This is a genomic window from Streptococcus sp. HMSC071D03 (assembly GCF_001812125.1).
Taxonomy (GTDB): Bacteria; Bacillota; Bacilli; order Lactobacillales; family Streptococcaceae; genus Streptococcus; species Streptococcus pseudopneumoniae_N.
This window is the reverse complement of record NZ_KV807721.1, coordinates 2,709-15,447: the sequence shown is the minus strand read 5'-3', so window position 1 is coordinate 15,447 and position 12,739 is coordinate 2,709. Positions and strand designations below refer to the sequence as shown.

At 38.1% G+C, this 12,739-nt stretch carries 11 protein-coding genes and 2 pseudogenes; all 13 read right to left on the bottom strand.

Translation table 11 applies throughout. The features are described 5' to 3' along the window. Window positions 1-1,296: SEC10/PgrA surface exclusion domain-containing protein (locus HMPREF2837_RS03410; RefSeq protein ID WP_075230646.1), on the bottom strand; the 1,296-nt coding region annotated here is incomplete at its 3' end. Between the two features lie 190 nt (window positions 1,297-1,486). Beyond that, on the bottom strand, window positions 1,487-1,801 hold the full coding sequence (locus HMPREF2837_RS03405; RefSeq protein ID WP_050254393.1) for a hypothetical protein: 315 nt from the start codon (window positions 1,799-1,801) through the stop codon (window positions 1,487-1,489). A 378-nt stretch (window positions 1,802-2,179) separates the two neighbouring features. Then, the gene (locus tag HMPREF2837_RS03400; RefSeq protein ID WP_075230645.1) at window positions 2,180-2,392 is read right to left on the bottom strand and encodes a hypothetical protein; all 213 of its coding nucleotides are present in this window, start codon (window positions 2,390-2,392) and stop codon (window positions 2,180-2,182) included. A gap of 28 nt (window positions 2,393-2,420) precedes the next feature. Then, window positions 2,421-3,542 (bottom strand): replication initiator protein A, encoded by a 1,122-nt coding sequence (locus tag HMPREF2837_RS03395; protein ID WP_075230644.1) that lies wholly within the window; start codon window positions 3,540-3,542, stop codon window positions 2,421-2,423. Window positions 3,543-3,546: 4 nt separating this feature from the next. Further along, window positions 3,547-3,711, bottom strand: coding sequence for a hypothetical protein (locus tag HMPREF2837_RS11400; protein ID WP_004241251.1), 165 nt, complete (start codon window positions 3,709-3,711; stop codon window positions 3,547-3,549). 189 nt (window positions 3,712-3,900) lie between these two features. Next, a complete protein-coding gene (locus HMPREF2837_RS03390) occupies window positions 3,901-4,185 on the bottom strand; it encodes a hypothetical protein (protein ID WP_075230643.1) in 285 nt (94 codons plus the stop codon). A 131-nt stretch (window positions 4,186-4,316) separates the two neighbouring features. After that, a complete protein-coding gene (gene uvrC / locus HMPREF2837_RS03385; RefSeq protein WP_075230642.1) occupies window positions 4,317-6,137 on the bottom strand; it encodes an excinuclease ABC subunit UvrC in 1,821 nt (606 codons plus the stop codon). A gap of 70 nt (window positions 6,138-6,207) precedes the next feature. Continuing rightward, complete coding sequence (locus HMPREF2837_RS03380; protein ID WP_075230641.1) at window positions 6,208-6,909, bottom strand: matrixin family metalloprotease; 702 nt, start codon at window positions 6,907-6,909, stop codon at window positions 6,208-6,210. Between the two features lie 119 nt (window positions 6,910-7,028). Beyond that, a pseudogene (locus HMPREF2837_RS03375) lies at window positions 7,029-8,062 on the bottom strand (peptidoglycan bridge formation glycyltransferase FemA/FemB family protein). Next, the gene (locus HMPREF2837_RS11630; protein ID WP_261674330.1) at window positions 8,059-8,193 is read right to left on the bottom strand and encodes a peptidoglycan bridge formation glycyltransferase FemA/FemB family protein; all 135 of its coding nucleotides are present in this window, start codon (window positions 8,191-8,193) and stop codon (window positions 8,059-8,061) included. Before HMPREF2837_RS11630 ends, HMPREF2837_RS03375 begins: the two are co-directional and overlap by 4 nt. A 4-nt stretch (window positions 8,194-8,197) precedes the next feature. Next, complete coding sequence (locus tag HMPREF2837_RS03370) at window positions 8,198-9,418, bottom strand: peptidoglycan bridge formation alanyltransferase MurM (protein ID WP_049548714.1); 1,221 nt, start codon at window positions 9,416-9,418, stop codon at window positions 8,198-8,200. A 130-nt stretch (window positions 9,419-9,548) separates the two neighbouring features. Then, window positions 9,549-10,327: pseudogene (locus HMPREF2837_RS03365) on the bottom strand (alpha/beta hydrolase). 65 nt (window positions 10,328-10,392) lie between these two features. After that, window positions 10,393-12,054, bottom strand: coding sequence for a ribonuclease J (locus HMPREF2837_RS03360; RefSeq protein WP_049548716.1), 1,662 nt, complete (start codon window positions 12,052-12,054; stop codon window positions 10,393-10,395). Window positions 12,055-12,739 lie beyond the last annotated feature (685 nt).

Here is a 12,739-nt window from a genome sequence, read left to right as displayed (position 1 = left end):
TCCATCTGATTTGAGATAGTACCAAGCTTTATAGTTTGTATCGTAAACCCATTCATTACGTGCCATTACACCATTTGATTTGAGATAATAGTTCCCCTTCCAACCACTGACAAGAGCTTTTCCTGCATGATCAAAATAATACCAATAACTTCCCTCTTGTTTCCATTGGTCACGCCAATCAGATGTGTTTTCAATCGGTTTAATAGGTTCTGCTTTATTAGAATTATTTTCTTCTACAGTACTTTTACCTGTCTGGTTCTCCAGCTTACTTTTTAAATCTTGATAAATTTTCTCTTTATTTTTGTAATCAATTTCTAATTTTTTTACAGCCTGATAACGATTTGAGGATCTTGGATCCACTACTGAAGCTGTACTAAAATTAGATTTTGTTGCACGATTAATATTTTCCTGAGAAATAGTGATGAAATGAGCAGAACTTACTGAGGAAAGACTAGAAAACGATAATCCAAAATAATCTTTACTTGATGGATTCCCCCAGTTCAATCCTGCAATTGCTTGAGCATGCCCCCATTCAGTATCGTTTAACATAAATTCAACCATACCAGTATAAATAGCTTCCTTTAGCTGAGATTTGGTGGCTTCTCTTAATGCTACAGGTCTAAAGAACAAATTCTCATACAGTTGACCTCCTCTTTTTTCAGATTCAGCATCTGAGGTAGGTAAGCCATAGGTTTTTGCAACTCGGTTGATACCCTCGGCATTGTGACCTGATACACCTAATGTGCTTAATTTAGATAATCCCCAATCATCTTTTACATACTCCTTTGCCACCTTATCCGCAAAATCAATTGCCGAACTAGAAACACTGACTCTAGGTGTCCCAACCTGAGAACGAACTTGGTTAATTAAATCTTGGGCAAAAAATGACAACTCCTGACGAACAGTTAGCGGTAGATTGTTAACATCCAGACGTTCTCCCTCATCAGCAACATCTTTGTGGAAACTATTTTGATTCTTTAATCTCAAACTTTCTGACTGCAAAATAGACTTCGCACTGTCACGTTCAGTCTGGCTAATATTAAAATCAGAAAAAGCCGTCTTCAAAGCCTTTATATACTTATCGCTCAGTGTAATCGTATCGCTAGGTGAAGATGATAAAGCATTGTCATAGATACTTTTAGCTTGTTCATATTCTCTCTTAGCTTTAATCAATTTACTTTTTAAACTCTCTACTTGACTGCTCGTTGTACTATTCGCATACACAGGTTGACTATTTCCTAACCCAAGTAAAGTTACGCTGGCAGTTGTTGCCAAGATAGTCGTTCTCAATTTCATAATCTTATCTCCTTTTTGTTTAAAAACGTTCTTAAAATATTTATTTCATTCTCTTATTTTACCATTTTTAGAGGTTTTTCTCATTTTTTTCTTGATTTTCATTCATCTATCCGCTTAATCAAAGATAGGATGTTCAGAACATATCAAATCTCCTCTCCTTGATTAAACAGATAGATGAGGCTCTATCTGTTTAATGCTTCGTTGGACGATGATATCCTTTACCAGTCAGCAGTAAACGATTGGTATTTCCTTGTTTAATGCGTCTAGCCACTAGAACATCACCACGTTTGATGGTGCGAATCTCTTTGTAAATTTTTGAATATTCTACAATCATCCAGACCGTTTCTAGTTTACCTGCTAGATATCCGTTTTTAGATACCAAACCATATCTGCTGGTTAATTTAATTTCATCGCCATTATCAAGTCTTGCGGTTGCATTTCCTTGATTTCCTAAGCGTCTAAGGTCAGCTAAAGTGACCTCTGTAACTAATTTTGATTGATTCATCTTGTCTCCTCCTTACTGAATCAAGGCTGATTTACAGCCATGCCGAGGTATGACGTACATACCTGCTGTATTTTTTACACACGGTTTTAAGTCTAGAAACCGCAAACTCCTTCAGCTTAGGCTTTGCCTGCTTTTACGTGGTGGAACAGCACTAGATATCCTTTTCTAGCCTACACACCGCCCTTGTTCTTCTTTTTATGCTTAGTTCCGCTAATCAGGACAGTGGGGGTATTCAGTTGTCAATGTACATCAGCAGTTTACTGACTTGCTGAGGTCAAGGGATTAGCTATTAGACGTTTTTTTATAAATCGTCACATTGCTGATAGGAATGATATAAATGTCGCTATTTTCAAAAGTCTCATCCGTGTTTTTCTTTGTCTAGCTATTAGTCACCTCTACTGGATGATAAAACTCAACCCATTCTTTCACTGTTTCACGAGAGATACCTTCATCATCAGACACATCTAAAACAGCCTGAATCAAACACTCCAACATTTCTTCCGTCCAATTTCCTCTTGAATAAGCATGCTCACCAAGCCCATTTGGCAACATTCTAAATGTGAAATCAAATCCGCTGAACTCATCCCACAAAGAGTCTCCTCATTCTTTCTGCATACTTTCACCCCCCATACTGCTCCTGCGCCCTCTTATGAGCATTCAACTTGACTTCTAACTTTCTCTCAGCCATCAAATTCTCAATGGACGTAACCAGGTAAGCATAAGGACTCTGACAATCTTGAGGAATCCTCTCAATACAATGCAAGACTTCTGAACTAGTTACCCAGCCAGTCTCCAAAAAGCTACCAATTTTCATCTTCTGACGATGGGTCAAATGGTAAGCATTATCCCACGGTAAGTGATCAAAGTAGCTATCCGCAATTTCCTGCAAGAGAGAATAGACTTGAGGTTGGATAAATTTCTTCCTACTTGTTTTTTGAGAAGGAGTGTCACAAGTTCCAGCAGTCTGATTCAATTCGTTAGAATTGGAAGCAGGCTTTCTAGAACTATGTCTAGTACTATTATTCTCAGTATGACTCTTCTCAGTCTTAATAGGGTTAAAATTTTTTACTTCCGGAGGTAAAAAATTTTGACTTCCAGAATTCGTTGATTTAACAGCCTTTTTTGGAGGTAAAGATTTTTGACTTCCAGAATTAGTTGATTTGATAGGCTTTTCTAAAACAGAGTTTTCTTCACTATTTGGACGTTCAATTTCAAACAAAACACAACCTTTGTAATCTAAAGTTTTTACATGGTGGTAGACTACAGTTCCTTTGTCACGTCCTTTTTCTACAACTTCAGCATCATAGTGTTCATATTCTTGTAATTCAGCATTCACATTTTGAAGATACAAACGATTCGGACGATTCTTCCCTTGTTTCACTTCACGAAGCAAGCCAAGCTCTTTCAATTCTTTCTTGATTTTCAACACAGTTGGCTTACTACGATCTAAAATTTCCATTAAGTCCTCAACCGTATAGACAAGAAATACTGAACCATTCTCATCAACATAAGTCAGTTCACCGTTTCTGTAAGAATGAATACTCAACATACATCGATCATAGAGTACACCATAAGCAATTTTGCCATCATTTGACAATTTCTTGGCATAGACACTCGTCATCTTGATTTTCCCAGTAGGTTTCCCTTCAGCAGAAAACTTCTTCTTAACATTTACCATGAAAATTTGTGGAATTTGATAGAAAGTCTGTGTTGCCACTTGATTTACTGTAATATCAGCCATGTTATTACACCCCCATCATCACAGTACCATTTCCCATATAGAACAGAACTCCTTCTCTCTCTAATTCTTCAACCGCCTTAACAGCACGTTTTTTACTCATTCCTGTCTTTTTCATCACTTCGTTAACAGCTGCTTTTTTTGAAAATTGCACAAACATTTCTTTAGTCATTCTACTATCTCCTTTTTCTGTTTCACTAATTTAAGTTCCTTTGAAAAGCAACTTGGACATTCAGATAGACCAAGCTGAAAATCCAAATGGTCAAATAAAAAGTTACATCGCTCACACTGCACTGTGCTTCTAAGTATTGTTTCACCTAACCATTCTCTTTCTACAACATCTAATACATCTCCACATTTCTCATGTTCTATCTCTAGCTCTTCTGAAATACGGATAAGTACCGATCTTAATTCTAAGATATAATTCATGAATAACATCATCTTTTATGACTTTCCAGAAAATACTAGCGAGCTTATAATAATCGTTTTCAAGCCAAACTCTAGCAAGGTCATTGTCTGGAGATACTTTTTCATCATAATTTCCTTCAGGAATACAATCAACCATATTTTCATTCTTATCAAGATCTATTACATCGAAAATTTCTAGCGAATCAATATCCATAACAATTTCAATATTATCTGACATTTTTTCTCCTTAATTTTTGGCAACGAAAAAAGAGAACGAATTTTCTCGTCCTCTACATATATTTATATGTTTCTTGCATTTCTCAAAACTCTAGACACTTACAGCAAAAACCTTTCCTTGCTACTTTATCACTAGTATTCAGCAGGAGACTCAGCAACCTGAGCTAGTTCTACACGCTCTTGGGGATTCAAGTGTTGATGAACAGCCTCTGCTACTGCTCTTGGAATCCCGACTTCTACAATCTCATCCACGCTGGCTTCCTTGATTTTTGCCAGAGATTTGAAATATTTCATCAAGTTCTGCTTGCGTTTTGGACCCAGGCCTTCAATTCCATCCAATTGAGAGGAGAAGGAATTTTTAGAACGAAGTTGACGGTGGAATGTAATGGCAAAGCGGTGCACCTCATCCTGAATGCGTTGCAAGAGGAAAAATTCCTGAGAATTACGAGACAGCTCTACCACCTCAAGCGGATCTCCAAAAAGCAATTCATGGGTTTGGTGCTTATCATTTTTTTGCAGACCTGCAATGGGAATATCCAAGCCTAGCTCTTCTTGGATAACTTGCTTAGCAATATTTACCTGACCTTGTCCTCCATCAATAACGATTAAATCTGGCGGTGTCAAACCGTCACGCTGGACTCGGCCATAGCGTCTACGGATAACTTCTCGCATACTGGCATAATCGTCTGGACCCACAACCGTTTTTATCTTGTACTTACGGTAATCCTTCTTACTCGGTTTACCATTTACAAAAACCACCATAGCAGAAACAGGGCTAGTCCCCATGATATTGGAATTATCAAAGGACTCGATGCGGACCGGAGTTGGAATTTGTAGAAGTCGTCCCAGATTTTCAATAGCCCCTTGAGTCTTTTCAACTGATTTTTCTAACAGATTAAACTTCTGCTCTAGACTAACACGCGCATTTTTGATAGCCAGATTAACCAGTTGTTTCTTCTCACCGCGTTGGGGTTTGAGAATTTTGGTATCCACCAAGGCCTTAACGGCTTCTTCATCAATATCCTGAGGAATCAAAATTTCATTGGGAACTAGGTGAGATTTTTCCTGATAAAATTGTCCCACATAGGTCAAGAAATCCTCATCAGGATCGTTGTAATAAGGAAAGAGATTGACATCGCGTTCAATCAACTTGCCCTGGCGGACAAAGAAGACCTGGACGCACATCCAACCCTTATCCACATAGTAACCAAAGACATCTCGGTTTTGGAGATCCTTAGCCATCACTCGTTGCTTAGTTCGCAAAGTGCCAATAGCCTGAATCAGATCTCGATATTCCGCCGCGCGTTCAAATTCCATACTCTGGACCGCAAAGTTCATCTTGCTTTTGAGATCATCAATGATTTTGTCATCCTGGCCCTTAAGAAAATCAGAGACTTCTTGGGCCATAGACTTGAAAAAAGCCTCGTCTTTCTTACAGATGGTGTGAGCCATGCACTGCCCTAGATGGTAATAAAAACAAACCTTTGATGGTGGATTGGTACACTTGCGAAATGGGAAAATCCGATCCAGAAGTCTCTTGATTTCATTAGCTGCACCGACATCCGGATAGGGTCCAAAATAGAGACCTCCGTCTTTTTTGACCTGACGGGTGATAATCAAGCGAGGATAGCGCTCATTGGTAATTTTGATGAAAGGATAGGACTTATCGTCCTTGAGCATAATATTGTACTTAGGCTTGTTTTCCTTAATCAGGTTGATTTCTAAAAGAAGCGCCTCAATATTAGACTCCGTGACAATAAACTCAAAATCTACAATCTCAGACACCAAGGCTTCTGTCTTGGTATCATGACTTCCTCGGAAGTATGACCTCACGCGATTACGCAGATTTTTAGCCTTTCCTACATAGATAATAGTGCCGTTTTTATCCTTGTGAATGTAACAACCAGGGCTGGTCGGCAAGAGCTCCAGTTTTGATTTAATCAAGTTATTCATAGTTCCATTATAGCAAAAAGCTCCCCTCATTGCTTACATCAGGGAGCTCTATTTTTCGTTTAAAAATCACTTATTCTCCAGACTCATAAAGTTCTTGAACTGCTTGAACATCTTGAGCCTGAATACCATAATAAGAACCTGCTGGCTGCATGACTGACACTTCATTAGTATGTTCCAAGCCAATGGCATGTCCTAGCTCATGCTCGGCCGTATGCAAAATGCGATCATAGGTATAGCCATAGTTTGGATTAGATAAATAATAATGATTCAAACGAACTGTTACAGAAGTGAATTGTTTGGTAAGGAGATTTGTCTGACTCTCCGCCTCACCAGCAACAGATGTGGAGCCATCATTCATTTCAGTCGCAAAAATAGTTGCTTGGTCAGGTTCTGTCACAACTACAAAATTAAAAGCGCCGGTCTGATTCCAATTGGTAATAGCCTCAACGTAAGCCTTTTGAAAGGTTGCATCCATTTGAGGATCAATATAAATTGTCGCCTGTGCTTGGGGCCATTTTACTCCTGAATCTTGATGATGATCGGTCTGAGACAAGCCTTGCAACTTACCAGTTTCTTGCCATTGATGCCAACCTGCTTGACCAACTTGAACTAATTGTCCCGCTTGATTGAAGACACCAGATAAATCCCCCGTCACATACCAGAGAATCCCTAAAGCAATGAGAATTAAGACTACAAGAGTCCACACAAGGCGCCAGAACATGCGCCAAATTCCTAGTAACAATCGACATAGAACACGTATAATCCAGAACATGATTTCCCGCCTTTCTAAAAAAATAAGAATCTATCTTTTAGCCAAGGTTTCCCATTCTAAAGATAGATTTCTTATTTTACTTTAGTAAGCTGAAAGAAAACTAAAACCACTTTGTTCACTTATTTTCCGATTATTTTTTTCAAAAATTGTAAACACTTAAACTTGATTGGATTTGGATAATATCGGAAAGTTCCTGCCTTTCTCACAATATAACCATTAAAGTTCTGCTTAAATCGTAATACGCCATCACTTCCATCAAAAATCCCTTGAATACCTAGAAAGTTGTATTTGTCAATTTTTCTTTCCAAGGCCTGCTTCATTGCATGATATTGAAGTAAAAACGGAGCAGAAAACTTCTGATACTCTGTAAATGAGCCTCCAAACAAATATGTTGCTTCTGTATTTATGTAAATGATTAAAGCACAAGCTAAAGCAATGTTGTCAGATTCACTATCCAAGTTCCTCAAAAGATCTTTTTTCTTTTGTAAAGCTTGATATTGCTGTTTAAATTGCTTTGACTTTTCATCAAGACCAGCCTGCTTCACATCGAGAGCTTCGATTGATTTTTTAGGATTCACTTCAGCAATTAGAAAAGCCGCCTTGTCCTCAAAAGCATCATACAATTTACAGTAATAATCTAAATTCTTATCCTTAAACCCTTGTCTTTTTCCTGTTTCTTCAATAATTTGTTTGAATTTCGAAATTTCATCTCGTTCTATATTTCTTATAGTCAGATTAAAATCATATGCTGATTGAATATTTCGAATACTGTTTTTATTAAAGGATTTCAGCAAAGATTTCTCATCGTAACTCTTCAAATCTTTGATAAAATGCCAAAAAATCTCACCATTAGGGTAACCGGTTGGCAAACCATCAAATTGGTAGCCTAAATTACACAGATCTTGGATAATACTTTTTTCTTCTTCATCTATTGGCTTCCCATCACTATCAAAAGTTTGATAAGTTTCATAAGGTTTTACAAGCAACTCTAATACACCATTTGCTTGGCATATTCTTTTAACTCCTCATAAAAAACTGGAAGAGCATCTTGTTGGGTATAAATCGGCCCCGAATTGACCTCCATATGCAGCCCCCCCAGCATGGGCAAGCTATAAACCAGAGCTGCAACTTGAATTTCTCCTTCTTGTTTCAAAGCAAGGTAAACAATCGAGCCCCTCTTTTTTCTAATAAGTCCCCCATCTGGACAGATTGCATAAAGGAACGAGAAGAAACCTGATCAGAATAAGTACGAAACTCTTCTTTCGTGAGTGTAGTTAGTGCCATATACTTACTTTCTATGTTTTTTTCTTAATGTTTTACGGAAATCAAGAGCAAGTCTTAACAGAGGATAGAGAGGATGAGTCGGCATTGTAAATTCACCCAAATATTCTTCAATCGTTGGATTAAATTTTTCCTTAAAATGATAAAGTCCACCATTGAGAGAGTTTTCAACACCACCTAAATTTTGCCACACCATACCTCGCTCAAAGGCATAGCGAGCCGTTTCATACCAAGTTAAAATTGGTGCATTGTAACGTTTAAAATCATCATTCATACCAGCATATAGATTGACAGAGGTATTACCAAATTCCAAACTCAAAGTAGCCGCTAAAGGAATGTTTGTTTTTCCCATATTCATATATCCCTGCAAGAAATCTATTTCCTCTTCTAAACGTTCTTTTTCTTTTATATTTTCCTGAACTTTTGAAGGTTTGGTTGCATCATTAAATTTTTCTGCAACTACTCTATTTTTTTCTAATTGTTCTTCTAATTCTCTTAAACGCTTAGAAACATCCAAACTCGTTAGCGTGATATAGGAATCTTCTTTGAAGTTATCCAATAATTTTTTATAATAAGCTTCGTTTCTTAAATGAATCTCTTTTCGCTTCTCAGTTTTTTTCATCAACTCCGAAAATGAATCTAATAGTTCCAGTCCACCATATTGAATCTCAAGCCCTTTGTTTCGTGCTGTTCGGATAGCTTGCCTCGTTGATTTAGAAAGTTTATCTTCTTCAAAATTTTCCTTATATATTTTCGCCTGAATACGAGGCTGAATGGTGTCATCCATTTCGGTTGTCCGCCCAGACCACTTCACTCCTAATTGCCCTAAAATCTCAACAATAGAAAGTTTTTCAGGATATTCTGTTTTGTCTTGATTGACCAAATGTTGAGATAGACAAATACTTGGATCGAAAGTCACAAAAACCGCTCTCTTACTGCGAGCATAAGACTTAATAGACTGCAGGACAAACTTTAAAAGTTCTATATCCCTGTAATCCAATATAGGACCTCTTGGAATATAAAACATTTTATACCCCAAAGGTAGAGACTTTATGAGAATACTAGCCACAGCCAGTAAGTTCTCCCCTTCATAGACACCAAGCCTCTCATGATTCCAATCAGATTTAACTTTTTCCCAGGCACTGCTTTGTAATATATTGACCAACTCATGTTGTTCGATAAATCGATCATGCTCTAACGAAGAAATGCCAATTTGATAACGATACATATCTCACTCTCTTTCACCTAGTATCTCATTACTATTTTACTACTTTCAATTAAAAAGTCTAGTGAAAATAAACTCTCATTTTTATTTTTAACCTTAGAGAAACAGTCTATATTATTTTATCGATAAAAAACTAGCTCAATCTCTCTTCCAAAACAAAATCAATTGGCAAGGTAGCCAAAAATCGTTCCAATTGTTTTTCCCAGTAATACCACTCGTGGTTGCCTGGGCTATGACTATAAGAAATATCAAAACCAAGTTTCTTGAGATTCTTCACTGCTAGATTATTGGCAGCATACAAAAAATCTTGCTCACCACACCAAGCCCAGAGTTTGGTCTTCTTGTCTGACTTGTTAGCAAGAGTTTCAAGTGAGTAAGGGCTAGTTTCCAGTTATCAAGCTTGCCAAAAACTCCCCGCCAGTAAGCAAGCGTTCCAAGATTTTGGCTTTCAGGAGAAAACTCCTCGAAGCTAAGAGCTCCAGAAAAACTAGCTGCGTGTGAGAAACGATTGGTTGACAAAGCCAACTTGAAGGAACCGTAGCCTCCCATTGAAAGGCCAGCGATAAAATTTTTTTCACGCTTGCTAGACATATTAGGGAAGAAACGTTTGAGCACTTTAGGCAGTTCTTCTGCTAGAGCTGTATAGTAGTTATAGCCATACTGAGTATCTGTATACCAACCGTTACTTGTATTAGGCATGACAACAATCAGATTGGTCCCTCGCACCAAACGCTCTACATTGGTCCGTTTGAGCCAACTGTTGTGATTCCCTGACATTCCATGAAGGAGATAAAGAACAGGAATATCTGTAGAATCTGGTTCCTCAACCCGAGACGCATCTGGGTAGAGAACATTCACTCCCCACTCCATATCTAAAACTTCTGAGTAATACTCAATCTTCATTACTGCCATAACTTGCTCCTTATTCGTTTAAGATAAGAAAAAGCCGAAACTCGACTTTCTCTTGCTATTTGATCCTATTTTGCTTCCATGACTACTGGTAAGATAGCTGGGCGACGCTTGGTTTGGTCAAAGAGGAACTTGGCCAAATGATCACGTACCTTACCTTTGAGTTCTGCCCAATCAAACTCTTCACCTTGTAGATAGTTTTCTACTGTTTGATTGACTAACTCTGTACTTTCGCGCAAGATATCACGGCTCTTCTTGAGATAGACAAATCCACGCGTGTGCACTCGAGCTTTAGCAATGATTTTTTTCTCACGACGGTTAACAGTGATAGCCACGATGAAAATCCCATCTTCTGACAAGACCTTACGGTCACGAAGAACGACATTCCCAACATCTCCAATAGCATTCCCGTCAATCAAAACATCGCCTGCTGTAACTGCACCAGATGGAACAAAGTCCCCATGCTCGTAAGACATAGTAGTCCCTTTTTTAGGGATAAAAATACGTTCTGGTAGCATACCAACTGCCATAGCAGCCTTAGCATGGGCATCCAACTCACGGTATTCTCCTTGGATTGGAAAGAGATACTGAGGTTGCAAGAGATTGATCATCAATTGCAAATCACGCGCATTCCCATGTCCTGACACACGCAAGCTATGAGTAATTGGCTTGACAACTCCACCTGCTTGGTAGACCATATTTTCTACACGTGCCATAACCGCTTCCTTGGCGATTGATGGTGTTGTAACAATATAAACTAGGTCACCTTCTTTGATTTCAACATAGCGGTGACGACCGATAGACATCTTGCGTAGACCGTTAATTGGTTCACCCATACGTCCAGTTTCAAGAATGATCAACTCATGATCTTCAAAACGCGACATATCTTTTGGTTTAATCAAAAGATTTTCACTTGCTAAAGACAATTTTTTCAGACGAATAGCTGTACGGACGATATTTTCAATATCGAATCCTGTCAAGACAACACGACGTCCTGTCTCCGCAGCTGCATCAAATACCTGCTGGATACGGGAAAGGTTACTTGCAACTGCAGCAACGATGATACGTCCTTCCCAGTCAGAAATGGTTTGCGTGATTTCTACACCAACTTCATTTTCACTGGCTACTTGGATATTGCTATCTGCATTCGCAGAATCACTTAGAAGAGCCAGGACTCCTTCACGACCAATCTCTGCCAAACGTCCAAAGTCAGTGGCATATGATTCACTAGCTGTTTGGTCAAACTTGAAATCTCCTGTATAGACGATGTTACCTTCAGATGTTTTCAAAACCACACCCAAACTTTCTGGGATAGAGTGGGTTGTACGGAAGAAGGATACTACCGTTCCACCAAAATCAATCTCTGTATTTTCATCAATAACATGGAAATCATCGAATTTCTTGACGCTGTCATTTCCTTTAACAAAGAGTTTAGCCAGTTCGATGGTCAGCTCTGAGCCAAATACAGGAACCTTAGCTTCTGCCAAGAGATAAGGAAGAGCGCCAATCGCATCCGCGTGTCCGTGTGTTAAAAAGACACCTGCAATACGGTCACTATTTTCAAACAGATATTCCATATTTGGAATAACGACATCGACACCCAACTGTTCATTTTCAGGATATTTCAAACCTGCGTCCAATACAAAAATCGAGTCGTTAATTTCTGCGATGTACATGTTTTTACCATTTTCACGCACACCTCCAAGTGTTGTTAATTTAATAGTATTCATTTTTCCTCCGAATAGTCACTTCAACTTGTTTGTAGAGCTTTAAAAGCTCTCTTTTTCTGAAAGTCCAATTCACTTTCAGCCGAATCTTTTCCATTCATTATACCATTTTTTTACTAATTTTCAAAATGAATCTCACAGATAAGGGAGGAGAGTTTGCTGGTAAAAAAACAGGAATGACCTACACCCTAAATGTTAGATTTTTCTTGGCTGCTGGTCAGCATTATATGGCTTTAATAATGAACGAGCACTTATACCCTTTCTACTTCAGCAAATCAAAAACAAGTGAACGGCATGTTAGCAGAGGCTTTCAAAATTGACCAATCCGAGTATACTATCTCTCATAGCTACCAAGGACGGTAATAGCACCATGATTTTTATCATCAATTTTTTAATAACAAGGATTGTCATAAATGAAAAGGAAACGATGATGCCCTTCTTTAGTATTTGGAAATGGGATCTCGTTCTAAGGCTATGAGAAAATGTTTAAGGCTCTGAACCAAATGTGACATGAAATTGTAAACAATATTGATTATTATAGTGGATTAAAATAAGATATGAACAAAGAAATTAGGAAAGTCAAATAAATTTCTATAAATGTTTTAGAATCCGTAGCCTACTATTCTAGGTTCAATCCACTATACTTAAAAAAAGAATTAATACTCAATGAAAATCAAAGAGCAAACTA